We start from the raw sequence: 14,067 nt of genomic DNA, 5'->3' as shown, positions 1-14,067 counted from the left end.
AGAATGGTTCAGGTTTAGTTGTCTACGGACTCGGCAACAGTGACGGTGAGGTTAATGTTCTTTCCATCGCGCAATACACCGAAGTCAATCACGGTACCCGGTCTTAAGTCTGTAACAATATCCATAACGCTCTGCCTGCCGTTAATTTTCTGATCTCCGATACTCAGAATTACGTCATTTTTCTCAAAACCTGCATCTGCCGCTGGTCCCATCGGATCGATACCTAATACGATAATTGCACCAGTATAGTCCCCCCCAAGCAGGCGAGACGTCATGGCATTGACATCTTGTCCGTCGATGCCGACATAGCCACGGATTACCCTGCCGTCAGCAATAATTTTTTGCATGATTTTGTTGGCTAGCACATACGGAATCGCGAAGGATATGCCATAGGTTTCAAGTTCTGTTGCTTGCTGAAAAGACGCAGTATTAATTCCTACCAGCTCGCCACGTGTATTAACCAGTGCTCCACCAGAGTTACCCTGATTAATGGCAGCATCTGTTTGAATAAATGATTGTCTACCCATGCTGATCGATGAACGACCAGTGGCAGAAATAATGCCAAATGTTGTGGTTTGTCCCAGGTTATATGGATTACCAATAGCCAGAACAATATCGCCCACTTTTGCCTGGTATTCAGGATTAAGAGGAATTACTGGTAGGTTAGTCAGCTCTATACGAAGAATTGCAATATCGGTTCTTTGATCTTTGCCCACTAACTGCGCGTTAGCAATTCTGCCATCCTGCAGAGCGACAATGATCTGATCCGCTTTAGCAACAACATGGAAGTTGGTGATGATATAGCCTTTTTCACTCACTATGACACCAGAGCCTAGCCCCTGTGTCTTAAGTTTGCTGCGATCCTGAGCGGTATATTGTCGGCTGTAGATGTTTACAACAGCGGGTGCAGCTCTGCGAACCGCGTTATTAAACGAAACCTCAACATCCTGAAAGCTTTCGACTTTGTTGACAATATCCTGTGGGATAAGGTTGATATTCGTTCTGAGCGAAGGAATAGCGAGTAAGACGATAACTGCAGTCGCCAAACCTAAACTAATGGAACGTAGAAAAAAGCTCAGCATTGAGTCCTCTATGCTGTTGTTATTATCTTATGTGTAAGCATGAAAGGATAACATTTAGGCAATCTGAATAGCAATTCAATAGCGGTATGATTGGGTGTTGGTAGGATGAGCTAAAGCGAAAAAACAACAAAGGGAGAACAGAGTCCTCCCTTAAGCAACGAGAAAGTTGTGATTTTAGTTATCTGACAACCAAATACAGACTTCTTCCGTTTCGTTGGATGTTTAATGCCAGAACACTTGGTTCTTGCTCAACGATAGTTCTCAACTCAGCAATATTCTTCACTCGTTGACGGTTTACACCAACAATGATGTCACCGGCTTCTAGTTGATAAGCCTGAGCTTTTGAACCTTCTTCTACAGATGTAACCTTAATGCCTTGTACCGGATCTTTATCGGTTGTGTTGGTGAGCTGCGCACCTGTTAATCCATCGTGGATCTTTTTGGCCTGAGCTTTCATTTCAGTAGATTCACCTAAGGTGACATCAAATGACTGTCGCTTACCTTCACGGATAACTTCGAGCTTAATCTCTTTACCAGCTCCGAGCGTAGCGACTTTAGCTCTTAGCTCGCCAAAGGTGTGAATATCACGACCATTGATAGATACGATGATATCACCGGCTTCTAAACCTGCTTTATCCGCTGCACTATCAGGAACCACCTGACTCACAAAAGCACCTTTACTTGATTCGTAACCCAACGCTTCAGCTAGTTCAGATGTGACTTCTCCACCCTGAACCCCAAGCATGCCGCGTTTAACTTCACCAAACTCAAGGATTTGGTCAGTTAGGTTTCTCATCATATTAGATGGAATAGCAAAGCCAATACCGATGTTGCCACCGTTTGGTCCTAAAATCGCGGTGTTGATACCGATTAGCTCACCTCTAAGGTTTACCAGAGCACCTCCAGAGTTACCGCTGTTTATTGCTGCATCTGTCTGAATGAAGTTTTCGAAGTTTTCGATATTAAGGCCACTGCGTCCAAGCGCAGAAACGATACCGGAAGTTACCGTCTGACCAAGACCAAATGGGTTACCGATAGCTACAGTGAAGTCACCAACACGGAGGCTATCCGAATCGGCCAGTTTTACCTGAGTCAGGTCCTTTGCTTTCTCTAGTTTTAGCAGAGCAATATCTGACATTTCGTCACCACCAATGAACTCTGCATCGTATTCGCGGCCATCATGCAGCTTCACGCGAATTTCGTCAGCACCATCGATAACATGGTAGTTGGTAACAACATGTCCTTTATTAGCGTCAATAACGACACCAGAGCCCAACCCTCTGAAAGGACGTTCTCTCAATTGTTCTGTTGGAAAATCAGGGCCAAAGAAAAACTTGAATGAGTCTGGCAGGCTTTGTCTTGAAACTTGTTTGCCTTCTACAGCAATGCTGACTACAGCAGGGGTGACTTGCTCCAGCATAGGTGCCAGGCTAGGGAGTTGTTCGTTGTTTACCGCGAGCGGTAGAGCCGCTGTTGCAGGTAGTGGTGTGATGAGTGAACTTAAGCTGATAGAAAGTGCAGTCAAAACAAGCAAAGGTTTTTTCATCATATTCTCCTCTTTAATTTATGAGAATTATGACTCAAAAACCTTTGGTTAGTTCAGAAAAAATTTGAAGTAAGTCAAATAAAGTGTTCAGTCAGCAAACTTATGCTTTTACTGGCTCAGGGGAATCAAGTATCTCTTTGACTTCTGGTTCAAGTAAACCGGTAGCACCTTTTGCATAGTCTTTAGGTGGCATATCGATTTCTTCTTCTTTTTTCTCTACTTCTTTACTCACCTTTTTAGAGAAAGGATTGTCCTGCTCCGGAAGATTTGGCAGCAGTTCAGAAGAGGTATCTGCCATATGCTGATAAAGCTTGGTGTAGTCTTTACCCAGAATATCCAGCATTTCAGCAGTCTTCGCAAAGTGATCAGCAAGTTCCTGTCGTTGTTGTTCCAGCTCAAACTTAGATGCTTCCAGTTCCTTTTGCATCTGCTTATGTTTCTTATATTGGGGGGTTTTTATACGAGCTATGATGATTCCTAAAATCGCCCCTACCAATAAGCCTATAAGTCCATAAATCAAAGGCATAACGGCTCCTTATAATAGTTTTAAGTAACAATTTTGTTACAGTAGAATTACACATGCTCTGGCGTCATGGTACTATGACAGAGCAGTCTGATAAAGAAATTTAAGCTGATCAGGTATATCAATGACGCCTCTACAAAAATATAAAAAAGACATCGCAGAATTTGGGTTTCAGAAAGACCCTGCCCAGGAAAATGCAGTAACCCAACTCGATAAGCTGTTTTCAGAATATAGACATTACGAGTCCCTGCCAGTTCCTACTCTAAATCGTTTCGAAAAGTTAATGAGGAAGAAGGTAAAACCTAATCCGTTGCCCAAGGGTATTTATATGTGGGGTGGAGTGGGTAGAGGAAAAACTTACCTCATGGATACCTTTTGTGAGTCATTGGAAGGAAAAAGGGTCTTTAGGGTCCATTTTCACCGCTTTATGCTTCGTGTACATGATGAACTGAAAGCACTGGGTGATACGGCTGATCCTCTCGAAAAAGTGGCAGATAATTTTAAAGCAGAGTTCGATATCATTTGCTTTGACGAGTTCTTTGTCTCTGACATTACGGATGCCATGATACTGGGGACGTTGTTTCAGGCATTGTTTGCCAGAGGTACTGTTTTAGTAGCGACCTCAAATATCCCACCAAAAGACTTATACAGAAATGGCTTACAGAGAGCTCGCTTCCTTCCTGCAATAGACTTGATTGAGCAGAACTGCCAAGTAGTAAATGTTGATAGCGGTATTGATTACCGACTGAGAACTCTGGAGCAGGCAGAGATTTTTCATTCTCCTTTAGATGTGCAAGCCACAGAAAACCTGAATCGATACTACGGGCAGTTGACTACTGAATGCCATGCATTAGTCACCAATATTGAAATTAACCACCGTGATATTCCTATCGTTAAAGCTTGTGATGGTGTTCTGTATGCTACCTTTGCGCAACTTTGCCAGTCGGCAAGAAGTCAGAATGATTACATAGAGATATCCAGAATTTATCACACGGTTCTACTTGCGGATGTCATGCAAATGAGCGCAACTTTGGATGATGCTGCGAGACGATTTATTGCTCTGGTCGATGAGTTTTATGAGCGCAATGTGAAGCTGATTATATCGGCAGAAGTGGAGATGGACTCACTGTATGAGGGTGGACAGTTAGAGTTTGAATTTAAACGCTGTTTGTCTCGTTTAGTAGAAATGCAGAGTCATGATTATCTTGCTAAAGAGCATTTAGCTTAAGGTCAATAGCGGCAAGTGGTGCCGGGCTGTCTGTTGATTGAAATTTTTTTTAAAAAATAGATGATTTTTTCCCCACACTTCTCTATAATCCTGCGACCCACCGTTACTGCAGCCTCTTAGAGGCGAGAGTGCCATCCACTCGAAGGGGTGATGTCTGGGGCTCTTAGACAGTGGGAGCGAAAGCTCCTTAAGTGTAAAATTTAATATTAACGGGTTATTGTTAGCATGAAAACTTTCGTTGCTAAACCAGAAACTGTAAAACGTGACTGGTACGTTGTAGACGCTGAAGGTAAAACTCTTGGTCGTCTTGCAAGTGAAATTGCATCTCGCCTACGTGGCAAGCATAAAGCTGAATACACTCCTCACGTAGACACTGGTGATTACATCATCGTTGTTAACGCTGAGAAAGTTACTGTAACAGGTAACAAAGCTGCAGCTAAAACTTACTACCGTCACTCTGAATTCCCAGGTGGCCTAAAGTCTATCACTTTTGATAAGTTGATCGACAAGAAGCCTGAGATGGTAATCGAACTAGCTGTTAAAGGTATGCTACCACGTGGTCCTCTTGGCCGTGCTATGTACCGTAAGCTAAAAGTTTACGCTGGCGCCGAGCACAACCACGCTGCTCAGCAACCAACAGTACTAGACATCTAATTGGGGATTATGGAAATGGCAGAGAATCAATACTACGGCACTGGCCGTCGCAAAAGCTCAGCTGCTCGTGTTTTCATCAAACCAGGCAGCGGTAACATCGTAATCAACAAGCGTGAACTAGACGTTTACTTCGGTCGTGAGACTTCTCGTATGGTTGTTCGTCAGCCACTTGAGCTAGTTGAAATGACTGACAAGCTTGACCTATACATCACTGTTAAAGGTGGTGGTATCTCTGGTCAGGCTGGCGCTATCCGTCACGGTATCACTCGCGCTCTTATGGAGTACGATGAGTCTCTACGTCCTGCGCTACGTGCAGCTGGCTACGTTACTCGTGACGCTCGTCGCGTTGAACGTAAGAAAGTTGGTCTACGTAAAGCACGTCGTCGTCCACAGTTCTCTAAGCGTTAATTTCTCACCAGAAATTACGCTCTGGTTTTATACCGGATTGTGGTTCAAAGCTCGGCTATATGCCGGGCTTTTTGTTTTTTATATCTTGTGAAATTTCTAATCACATAACACTTCTCAATATTTCAACTCTACATATTGAATAACCTTACTTTTTTGTGAAGTTCTAAACGATTTCTTGTTATAAATGTTAACAAAAGGTGTATTTTTCCTTATTATTCCCGCTTAATAAGTAAAACTAATATTTTTTTGTTAGCCAGAAAGCTCCGTAGTCACACCATAACCATAATTGCGGAGTAAATGGGAGATATGTTGGATGAGCAATGCGCCTTTAAACAGTGGACGTAGGCGTTTTCTGACCGCTACAACAGCAGTTGTTGGTGGCTTGGGAACTGTCGCAGTCGCTGTACCTTTTATAAAGTCCTGGAACCCTAGCGCAAAAGCGAAAGCTGCAGGTGCTCCAGTGGAAGTTGAGATTGGGAAACTTGATGATGGTCAGATGGTTCGCGTCGAATGGCGTGGTAAACCTGTCTGGGTTGTTAAGCGTCCTGAATCTACAGTTAATGCCCTCAAAGAAATTGATGATCAACTTGCAGACCCTGGTTCTTCTGTAGAACAGCAACCTGCATATGCACAAAATGCTTACCGCTCAATAAAACCTGAGTATTTTGTTGCTGTTGGTATTTGTACTCACCTTGGTTGTTCGCCTACCTATTTACCAGACAGTTTCAGTGAACAGGTTCAGGGAGTGAAGTCTGGGTTCTTCTGTCCTTGTCATGGTTCTAAGTTCGATATGGCTGGTCGTGTATTCTCTGGGGTACCGGCACCATATAACCTGGTAATACCAAGGCATATGTACCTAAGCGATAGTAGGATTATTATCGGCGTGGATGAAGAGGGAGAAGCGTAATGCAAGGACTAATGGATTGGTTTGAAAAACGCCTGCCTATGATGAATGCGTACAGAAAGCATTTATCAGAATATCCGATGCCGAAGAACTTTAACTTTTGGTATCTGTTTGGCTCTTTAGCAATGTTGGTTTTGGTAAACCAGCTTGTGACAGGTATTTGGCTGACAATGAGCTATGAACCATCAGGTGATGGTGCATTCGCTTCAGTTGAATACATCATGCGTGATGTGGAATACGGATGGCTATTACGCTATATGCACTCTACTGGCGCATCGGCATTCTTTGTGGTTGTGTATCTGCACATGTTCCGTGGTTTGATTTACGGTTCATACCAGAAGCCACGTGAGTTACTTTGGATCTTTGGCATGCTTATCTTCCTAGTGTTGATGGCTGAAGCATTTATGGGTTACCTGCTACCTTGGGGGCAAATGTCATATTGGGGTGCTCAGGTAATTATCTCGCTCTTTGGTGCCATACCGGTCATTGGTGATGACCTGACACTTTGGATTCGTGGTGACTATGTAATCTCTGGAGCAACTCTAAACCGCTTCTTTGCGTTGCACGTAATTGCACTTCCGATTGTTCTTCTACTGTTAGTTGTATTGCATATTTTGGCGCTACACGAAGTTGGTTCGAACAACCCTGACGGTATTGAGACCAAACTGCCAAAAGGAACTATGGGTGAGGGGTATAAGACTCAGTTTAAGTTCCACGAGTACTACGACAAGAAGTACGACATTATCGACTCTATTCCTTTCCACCCGTACGGTACGGTGAAGGACTTTATCGGTATTGCAGGATTCCTGTTCTTCTTCTGTTATGTTCTGTTCTTCAACCCAGAAATGGGCGGTTACTTCCTTGAGCCACCTAACTTTGAAGCAGCGAACCCGTTGAAGACTCCTGAGCACATTGCTCCGGTATGGTACTTCACACCGTTCTACGCAATTCTGCGTGCGGTACCAGATAAGTTACTAGGTGTAGTAGCAATGGGTGGTGCGATTGTCGTGCTATTCCTTCTACCATGGCTAGATCGCTGTAAAGTACGTTCTTACCGTTACCGTAGTAAGTTTCATTTGATTAATATCATCCAGTTTACTGTCAGCTTTATTGCTTTGGGTATTCTTGGAGCTCTGCCAGCAACTGACCTGTACACGCTTCTAGCGCGTATATTCAGCCTGGGATATTTCATGTTCTTCGTTTTACTGTTCTTCTACAGTAAAAATGAGGCAACTAAACCACTTCCAGAGAGGGTGACATTCAAATGAAAAAATGGATTCTAGCGTTATTTGCAATGTTACCGACTCTGGCTTTTGCTGCTGGTGGAAGTAACGTACATTTAGATGCCGCGAACAACGACTTGTCGGATAAAGCGTCATTACAAAATGGTGCCAAGCTATTTATGAACTACTGCTTTGGCTGTCACTCAACACAGTATCAGCGTTACCAGAGAGTAGCTGAAGATATCGGTATCCCTTTGGATCTAATGAAAGAGCACATGGTGTTCGATCCTGAGGCGAAGATCGGTGACTTGATGGAAAATGCGATTCCTGAAAAGGATGCTGCTAAGTGGTTTGGTGCTGCTCCACCAGATCTAACTCTAGTGGCTCGTGTTCGGGGTACTGATTGGCTATATACCTATCTTCGTACTTTTTACCACGACCCAGCTAAAACGTTTGGTGTAAACAATATTGTTTTCCCAAGTGTTGGTATGCCTCATGTGCTTGAAGAGCTTCAGGGTGTTACGACACCTATTTATGAAACTCACACAGTAGATGGCGTTGAAGTTACAACTGTAGTGGGTGTTGAGTCAGATGGCACTGGTGAGCTAAGTGCTAGTGAATACGACGAAGCGGTACGTGATTTGGTTAACTTCCTGGAGTACTCTGCGGAGCCAATGAAGCTTGAAAGACAAGCGATGGGCTGGTGGGTCATGGGCTTCCTGGTTATCTTCACTATCGTAGTAGTATTGCTTAAGAAAGAATATTGGCGTGATGTGCATTAATTATGCTACCATACAGCGCTAATTTTTGTGCAATGGAGGCAATTAGCCTCCATTGTTTTTTTATTTGTAAGTGTTCTGGAGGGCTCAATGGCTGTTGCTGCCAATAAACGTTCTGTTATGACTCTTTTTTCAAGTGCATCTGATATGTACAGCCATCAGGTACGTATCGTACTGGCTGAAAAAGGGGTAAGTGTTGAAGTTGAATTGGTTGATGAAGCCAATCTGCCAAATGAACTGATTGAGCTAAATCCATATAAGTCGGTTCCGACTCTAATTGATCGCGAACTTGCTCTTTACGATTCAAAGATCATCATGGAATATCTTGATGAGCGTTTTCCTCATCCACCACTAATGCCTGTTTATCCGGTTGCTCGTGGTAACACTCGTCTAATGATCTACCGTATTGAGCGCAACTGGTACTCAGTTGCTCGCAAGATTGTAGAAGGTAACGCAGAAGAAGCAGAGCAGGCTCGTCAGAAGCTTCGCAATGATCTGCTAACTCTTGCACCTGTATTTGCTGAGTTTGAATACTTCATGAGTGAAGAGTTCAGCCTTATCGATTGCTACCTTGCTCCGCTACTATGGCGTCTTCCTGTTCTTGGTATCGAGCTAACAGGTCCTGGTTCTAAAGAGCTTAAAGTTTACATGAACCGTGTATTTGAGCGTGATTCATTCTTGGCTTCTCTAACAGAAGCTGAGCGCGAGATGCGTCTGGTACGTTAATTCATGGATATTGATGCAATGAAACCACGCCGCCCTTATTTATTAAGGGCATTTTATGAATGGCTGGTTGATAATGATCTGACACCTCACCTGGTTGTTGATGCAACCCTTGCAGGTGTGCGTGTTCCTCTTGAGTTTGTTCAGGATGGTCAGATTATTCTGAATGTTGCGCCAAGAGCTGTTGGAAATCTTGAGATGGGTAATGACGCAATTACGTTCAATGCCCGCTTTAGTGGCAGGCCTCACTCTGTGATTGTTCCTCTTTATGCTGTTCAGGCGATCTACGCTAGAGAGAATGGTGCAGGAACAATGTTTGAGCCAGAGGATGCATACCTGGACATGCAGGAAGCAGAAGAGCAGATAGAGGAAGGATTCTCTACTGTTGATAGCTCTGATGCACCAAATGACGAAATTGAAGTCTCAGATGAAGAGAAGCCTAAACCTAAAGGGCGTCCTAGTTTGAGAGTCGTTAAATAACGTATTCAATCAAAAAAAGCAGCGTAAGCTGCTTTTTTTATATGAGTCTCTTAGATTCGATCAAAGATCTTCTTCGGTAAAAGTCTCATCTTCAATTGGCTGGATATAACGAACTGATTCAGAAGAAGAGGCGTCATCTTTGTTTTCCACAACTTTAACCGGTTGCGTATTTGATAGCTCTTCAGCGGGTGCTGGGGCATTCTTGTCTTTTTCTAGCTCTTTCTGTACAGGTGCGTTTTCGCCATAGTAGAAGGCCTTCATCACTTTTTTGACACCAGAAATATTACGGGCTATTTCTACAGCAAAATCGGCTTGCTGATGCGATACTGCACCTACTAGGAAAACTTCACCATCTTCTGTATAAACCGAGACTTTTGCGTCTTTGAGCTCTTCTTTGCCAACTAAAGCTGTTTTAACTTTTGTTGTAATCCAAACATCTTTGCTGATCTCGCTGATACTAAGAAGAGGTTTAACTTTCATCTGGTTGTAGATGTTTTTCACCCCTTTAATCTTACTTACTTCATTAGTAACTTGAGCTTTGTACTCCTGATTAACAGCCTGCCCCATAAGCAGAACGTTGCCACGGAAAGTTGTTGCGCTTATACGTACATTAAACTGGAGCGGCGCTTTATTACCTAGCGCACTTGCTTGCAAAGATATATCCTGATCGGTGATCAGCTCCTTATTTGATCTTGGATCAGTAACGGCATAAACAGTGGTAGCGGCACCAACGGCCACCAGTCCTGCACAGCCTGATACACTGACAAGCATGGCGATGACGAAAAGAGAACGTAGGTACTTTTTCATAGTTACTTACTCTTCGTGTGAAGGAAATAGCACCTGATCAATCAAGTCGCACAGGCAGTGCAATGTGACCATATGTACTTCATGAATTCGAGCTGTTCGCTGAGATGGAATCCTTATCTCCACATCGTGCTCGCCCAGTAGGCCAGCCATCTCGCCCCCGTCTTTACCTGTGAGTGCGATAATCGTCATATCACGGCTTACAGCAGCCTCCATTGCTTTTACAATGTTCTTACTGTTACCACTGGTAGAGATGGCTAGCAGAACATCGCCTTCCTGCCCTAGAGCGCGCACCTGTTTAGAAAATACTTCCTGGTAGTGATAATCGTTAGCTACTGCTGTAACCGTTGTCGTATCAGTATTTAGAGTCATCGCAGGTAAGCTAGGACGTTCTGTTTCAAAGCGATTCAAAAGGCAAGATACGAACTGTTGAGCGTTAGCAGCGGAGCCCCCGTTACCACAGCAGATAATCTTATTGCCATTCAAAAGAGTCGTAACCATAGCCTGAGCTGCGTGTGTTATTGCGTCTGGCAGAGCCTCAGCAGAAGCGATTTGAATTTGAATACTTTCGGTAAAGCTTTCTTTAATGCGTTCTTGCATGTTTATCCTTCAGTGATTGCATTCTTTATCCAGTTGATATCTCTTCCATCTTCGTGAATTGCTATGACATCAAACCGGTACTCCGTCATATAAGGAGAAAGGTTATTCTTGTTAAGCCAGACATTCACAGTGCGTTTTAGTCTGGTTATTTTTTTATGGTTTACAAACTCTGCTGCATTACCATAGCGTTTGTCTTTTCGGTATTTTACCTCGACAAACACAAATGTGTTGCCATCTTTCATAATCAAATCTATTTCACCGAATTTAGTGTTGTAGTTTTGACCTATGAAAGATAAACCTTGGCGAAGCAGGAAGCTCTTCGCCAAAGCTTCATATTTATCTCCAATTACTCGTCGGCTAAAGAGCATTGTGCTCCGCCCAGCCTACTTCGCGCTGGATGATACATTGTTCACCCATAGTCAGTTCGCCGGTTTTACCTTGTACTCGATAATCTGGGACAATCTGCATTTTAGGAAGTTCAGTAATTAACTGGTAAGCGTCCATACCAAGAGCATGAAGCCTCTTCTGTCCATTGCTCTGCTCTGGCCAGAGTTCTTCCATCTTAGCATCCAGCATTTCGTCATCTTCTATCAATAACGGAATATCACTGTAGATAACACCTGAAAGGTCTTCAAACTGGCGCTTACCACCTGCGTTACTTCTAGAATTAGAGAATAGCTTAGGCGGGGTTGCTTCCGGATTGACGGCAACTTCAATGAATGGCTTGATCAACGTTAGTTCTGAACTTCTAGCCACGATATAAACTGAATCGATATCTCGACGGCTACGAGGTTGGTTTTCTGTCTCGGTCCCCAATATGTTATCCATTTGAACGATGCGAGCCTGGCTTGATTTCAGACCAAATACGGTATCGATAGTCTGTTGAAGTTGGGCTTTTGAACCGAAGTAAGCCACTTCAACTTCAGTTTTGTTGTTGGCTTCCCACTCTTTTTTGAATGCTTCGGTAACGCGTTGTCCCAGAGCTCCTTTTGGCGCAAGTAACAGAGGATATTTGTACCCTTCTTCCGTTAGGTGTTTTGCGGCCTGACTAACCTCTTGTTCTGGCGAAAGAGTCAAATAGCAGTACTGAGGGTTTTCTGCTAACTCTTCAGGGAAGTTAAGAGCGAGCATAGGGATTTTATTCTCCCTTGTTTCCTGCATAGCCTGAATCTCTTCAATTTCGGATTTCACAAGAGGACCAACGATGAAGTCGATATTTTCTTCAGAAAGCTTTTCATTGATTTCTTCAGTACTAAGTTGGTTGGTGTCGAAAACCGAAAGCGTTGCATCTTCTGGTCTCATAGGGTCTTGAAGAAGTGCAAACAGGAAGCCATCTCGTACTAGCTGGGCTTGTTTTTCATACTTTCCGGTTAGCGGGAGAAGCAATGCTGTACGTTTTGGTTCAGTAATCTCTAGGTTTAAAATATCTTGAATAGCACCTGGCGTGTATGTCGCTGCTGGGTGCTGAGTGTTCTCTTCAAACCATGATTCAAGAGTCGATTTTAGTTCTGCAACATCGTCATTGAGGACGTTCATGTAAAGCGCAAGGTCAATCCAACCACGCATTACCCAGTCGTCGGTTCTTGCTTTGAAATCATTAAGGTCGATTTCAGAGTACTGTGACAGATGGTCCCAGATTCTGGAAGCCAGTGCTTCATGCTCGGTTTCTGCTGAGATGTTATAAAGCTCATTCAACTCAAGACTGGCATTGAAATAGTCACCGGTAGTTTCGTATGCATCTGCTCTTATTGTGTGGTACTCAATCCATTGAGCATTGTCGAGCTCCCACCAAGGTTCGAAGTAGAGCTCTTGCTGAACAACTTCTGGTCTTTCGAGCGCCATATCATTTTGAGCTCGTAAAAGTTTCCATTCCGCCATTTGAGGAACGGTAAGCTTTTGCTTTTCAAGGCGAGAGATGATCAGAGATGCCTGCTGGGTATCACCTGATTCTATCGCGGCTTTAAGGGCCATGATTAACCAATCATTCTGTATGCTGCCCTTGCTGCTGTCCGCCTTGATTAAATATGCTTCAACACCTTGTGCCGGGGCTAAAGAAATATCAACCGATTGAGGTTCAGGCGGTTTTGAAGAACACGCAGCTAATGTAATTGCTAGTGCAATTGGAGTAACGATGCGTGGTACACTAATTTGCTTGTGGTTCTTTCTAGCCATGAGTTCTTATTCAACTATGTGTAAAATTGTCTCTATATTAATCGCTGAAGTGATGGTAAACAAATGACAGATAATAAAACTTACCCGTCCGAGATCCCAACTCTCTATATTGTACCGACTCCGATCGGAAATCTAGGGGATATTACCCAGCGAGCCCTTGATGTACTTGCGTCTGTTGATGTGATTGCTGCAGAAGACACAAGACATACAGGTAAGTTGCTGTCTCACTTTAATATTCAGACCAAAACTTATGCTCTTCATGATCACAATGAACAACAAAAGGCTCAGGTTTTGGTTGAAAGGCTGCAGCAGGGGCAATCAATCGCTCTAGTCTCTGATGCAGGGACGCCACTTATCAGTGACCCAGGGTATCATCTTGTAACAAAATGTCGTCAGGCAGGAGTTAAAGTTGTTCCTCTGCCAGGTGCTTGTGCTGTGATTACTGCACTTAGCGCCTCAGGTTTGCCATCTGACCGGTTTAGCTTTGAAGGTTTTCTACCACCAAAAAGCAAAGGCAGACAGGATAAGCTAAGAGAAATTGAAAAAGCAGAACGTACCTGTATTTTTTACGAGTCACCTCATCGAATCATGGATTCTTTGCAGGATATGTTAAAAGTTTTGGGGCCTGACCGCGAAGTAGTACTTGCCAGAGAGCTGACTAAGACCTTTGAAACTATTCAGGGAATGCCTTTAGGAGAGCTAATTCCGTGGATTGAAGAGGATGATAATCGTAAGAAAGGGGAAATGGTTCTGTTGGTTCACGGCTACAGAGAAAGTTCGAAAGAAGAGTTCCCACAAGAGGCTTTGAGGTTGCTTGGATTACTGACGAAAGAGCTACCTTTGAAGAAAGCTGCAGCTATTGTCGCTGAAATGCATGGCGTTAAAAAGAACGCTCTCTATAAATGGGGTCTTGATAACTTAGAGTAGGTGCCGGGCTAATA

Annotated in this window: 16 protein-coding genes; 9 read left to right on the top strand and 7 right to left on the bottom strand. The window is 43.6% G+C overall.

All coding sequences use genetic code 11. The features are described from left to right. Positions 1–14 precede the first annotated feature (14 nt). The 3 genes from degS to zapG all read right to left on the bottom strand — a co-directional run bounded on the left by degS (position 15) and on the right by zapG (position 3,154). A complete protein-coding gene (gene degS, locus SNR28_RS24015; protein ID WP_375751400.1) occupies positions 15–1,082 on the bottom strand; it encodes an outer membrane-stress sensor serine endopeptidase DegS in 1,068 nt (355 codons plus the stop codon). Positions 1,083–1,260: 178 nt separating this feature from the next. Next, positions 1,261–2,628: a DegQ family serine endoprotease gene (locus tag SNR28_RS24010; RefSeq protein WP_375754165.1), complete on the bottom strand. Its 1,368-nt coding sequence runs from the start codon at positions 2,626–2,628 to the stop codon at positions 1,261–1,263. Between the two features lie 100 nt (positions 2,629–2,728). Further along, positions 2,729–3,154: a Z-ring associated protein ZapG gene (gene zapG, locus SNR28_RS24005; RefSeq protein WP_375751399.1), complete on the bottom strand. Its 426-nt coding sequence runs from the start codon at positions 3,152–3,154 to the stop codon at positions 2,729–2,731. A 121-nt stretch (positions 3,155–3,275) separates the two neighbouring features. Here zapG and zapE point away from each other — a divergent pair, with 121 nt between their 5' ends. The 8 genes from zapE to sspB all read left to right on the top strand — a co-directional run bounded on the left by zapE (position 3,276) and on the right by sspB (position 9,550). Further along, positions 3,276–4,379, top strand: coding sequence for a cell division protein ZapE (gene zapE / locus SNR28_RS24000; protein ID WP_375751398.1), 1,104 nt, complete (start codon positions 3,276–3,278; stop codon positions 4,377–4,379). A gap of 225 nt (positions 4,380–4,604) precedes the next feature. Continuing rightward, complete coding sequence (rplM, locus tag SNR28_RS23995) at positions 4,605–5,033, top strand: 50S ribosomal protein L13 (protein ID WP_375751397.1); 429 nt, start codon at positions 4,605–4,607, stop codon at positions 5,031–5,033. Positions 5,034–5,048: 15 nt separating this feature from the next. Further along, entirely contained in the window at positions 5,049–5,441 is a 393-nt protein-coding gene (gene rpsI, locus SNR28_RS23990; RefSeq protein ID WP_277829160.1) for a 30S ribosomal protein S9, read from the top strand. Positions 5,442–5,754: 313 nt separating this feature from the next. Next, entirely contained in the window at positions 5,755–6,348 is a 594-nt protein-coding gene (gene petA, locus SNR28_RS23985) for a ubiquinol-cytochrome c reductase iron-sulfur subunit (protein WP_375751396.1), read from the top strand. Continuing rightward, positions 6,348–7,613, top strand: a complete 1,266-nt coding sequence (locus SNR28_RS23980; protein ID WP_375751395.1) for a cytochrome bc complex cytochrome b subunit — start codon at positions 6,348–6,350, stop codon at positions 7,611–7,613. Before petA ends, SNR28_RS23980 begins: the two co-directional genes overlap by 1 nt. Further along, positions 7,610–8,350 (top strand): cytochrome c1, encoded by a 741-nt coding sequence (locus tag SNR28_RS23975; protein WP_375751394.1) that lies wholly within the window; start codon positions 7,610–7,612, stop codon positions 8,348–8,350. Before SNR28_RS23980 ends, SNR28_RS23975 begins: the two co-directional genes overlap by 4 nt. Positions 8,351–8,437: 87 nt before the next feature. Then, a complete protein-coding gene (sspA, locus tag SNR28_RS23970) occupies positions 8,438–9,073 on the top strand; it encodes a stringent starvation protein SspA (RefSeq protein WP_375751393.1) in 636 nt (211 codons plus the stop codon). A 3-nt stretch (positions 9,074–9,076) separates the two neighbouring features. Continuing rightward, positions 9,077–9,550, top strand: a complete 474-nt coding sequence (sspB, locus tag SNR28_RS23965) for a ClpXP protease specificity-enhancing factor (RefSeq protein ID WP_375751392.1) — start codon at positions 9,077–9,079, stop codon at positions 9,548–9,550. 60 nt (positions 9,551–9,610) lie between these two features. Here the strand turns inward: sspB and SNR28_RS23960 are convergent, their stop codons facing one another. Genes SNR28_RS23960 through SNR28_RS23945 form a run of 4 tightly spaced genes read right to left on the bottom strand, consistent with a single transcriptional unit; the run spans position 9,611 to position 13,126 of the window. Continuing rightward, the gene (locus SNR28_RS23960) at positions 9,611–10,357 is read right to left on the bottom strand and encodes a BON domain-containing protein (protein WP_375751391.1); all 747 of its coding nucleotides are present in this window, start codon (positions 10,355–10,357) and stop codon (positions 9,611–9,613) included. Between the two features lie 6 nt (positions 10,358–10,363). Beyond that, a complete protein-coding gene (locus SNR28_RS23955) occupies positions 10,364–10,954 on the bottom strand; it encodes a phosphoheptose isomerase (protein ID WP_375751390.1) in 591 nt (196 codons plus the stop codon). Between the two features lie 2 nt (positions 10,955–10,956). Next, positions 10,957–11,322 (bottom strand): YraN family protein, encoded by a 366-nt coding sequence (locus tag SNR28_RS23950; protein WP_375751389.1) that lies wholly within the window; start codon positions 11,320–11,322, stop codon positions 10,957–10,959. Next, positions 11,312–13,126, bottom strand: a complete 1,815-nt coding sequence (locus SNR28_RS23945) for a penicillin-binding protein activator (RefSeq protein ID WP_375751388.1) — start codon at positions 13,124–13,126, stop codon at positions 11,312–11,314. The genes SNR28_RS23950 and SNR28_RS23945 overlap by 11 nt, the downstream gene beginning before the upstream one ends. A gap of 63 nt (positions 13,127–13,189) precedes the next feature. Here SNR28_RS23945 and rsmI point away from each other — a divergent pair, with 63 nt between their 5' ends. Next, the gene (gene rsmI, locus SNR28_RS23940; RefSeq protein ID WP_375751387.1) at positions 13,190–14,053 is read left to right on the top strand and encodes a 16S rRNA (cytidine(1402)-2'-O)-methyltransferase; all 864 of its coding nucleotides are present in this window, start codon (positions 13,190–13,192) and stop codon (positions 14,051–14,053) included. The last annotated feature ends 14 nt before the right edge of the window (positions 14,054–14,067 follow it).

It is taken from the genome of Vibrio iocasae (genome assembly GCF_042245395.1).
GTDB lineage: Bacteria > Pseudomonadota > Gammaproteobacteria > Enterobacterales > Vibrionaceae > Vibrio > Vibrio iocasae.
This window is presented reverse-complemented; position numbering and strand designations above follow the sequence as displayed.

What these genes read in the sequence shown, in the direction of transcription:
- degS (WP_375751400.1), bottom strand. Translation starts at nt 1,082, where the DNA reads ATGCTGAGCTTTTTTCTACGTTCCATTAGTTTAGGTTTGGCGACTGCA.
- SNR28_RS24010 (WP_375754165.1), bottom strand. Translation starts at nt 2,628, where the DNA reads ATGAAAAAACCTTTGCTTGTTTTGACTGCACTTTCTATCAGCTTAAGT.
- zapG (WP_375751399.1), bottom strand. Translation starts at nt 3,154, where the DNA reads ATGCCTTTGATTTATGGACTTATAGGCTTATTGGTAGGGGCGATTTTA.
- zapE (WP_375751398.1), top strand. Translation starts at nt 3,276, where the DNA reads ATGACGCCTCTACAAAAATATAAAAAAGACATCGCAGAATTTGGGTTT.
- rplM (WP_375751397.1), top strand. Translation starts at nt 4,605, where the DNA reads ATGAAAACTTTCGTTGCTAAACCAGAAACTGTAAAACGTGACTGGTAC.
- rpsI (WP_277829160.1), top strand. Translation starts at nt 5,049, where the DNA reads ATGGCAGAGAATCAATACTACGGCACTGGCCGTCGCAAAAGCTCAGCT.
- petA (WP_375751396.1), top strand. Translation starts at nt 5,755, where the DNA reads ATGAGCAATGCGCCTTTAAACAGTGGACGTAGGCGTTTTCTGACCGCT.
- SNR28_RS23980 (WP_375751395.1), top strand. Translation starts at nt 6,348, where the DNA reads ATGCAAGGACTAATGGATTGGTTTGAAAAACGCCTGCCTATGATGAAT.
- SNR28_RS23975 (WP_375751394.1), top strand. Translation starts at nt 7,610, where the DNA reads ATGAAAAAATGGATTCTAGCGTTATTTGCAATGTTACCGACTCTGGCT.
- sspA (WP_375751393.1), top strand. Translation starts at nt 8,438, where the DNA reads ATGGCTGTTGCTGCCAATAAACGTTCTGTTATGACTCTTTTTTCAAGT.
- sspB (WP_375751392.1), top strand. Translation starts at nt 9,077, where the DNA reads ATGGATATTGATGCAATGAAACCACGCCGCCCTTATTTATTAAGGGCA.
- SNR28_RS23960 (WP_375751391.1), bottom strand. Translation starts at nt 10,357, where the DNA reads ATGAAAAAGTACCTACGTTCTCTTTTCGTCATCGCCATGCTTGTCAGT.
- SNR28_RS23955 (WP_375751390.1), bottom strand. Translation starts at nt 10,954, where the DNA reads ATGCAAGAACGCATTAAAGAAAGCTTTACCGAAAGTATTCAAATTCAA.
- SNR28_RS23950 (WP_375751389.1), bottom strand. Translation starts at nt 11,322, where the DNA reads ATGCTCTTTAGCCGACGAGTAATTGGAGATAAATATGAAGCTTTGGCG.
- SNR28_RS23945 (WP_375751388.1), bottom strand. Translation starts at nt 13,126, where the DNA reads ATGGCTAGAAAGAACCACAAGCAAATTAGTGTACCACGCATCGTTACT.
- rsmI (WP_375751387.1), top strand. Translation starts at nt 13,190, where the DNA reads ATGACAGATAATAAAACTTACCCGTCCGAGATCCCAACTCTCTATATT.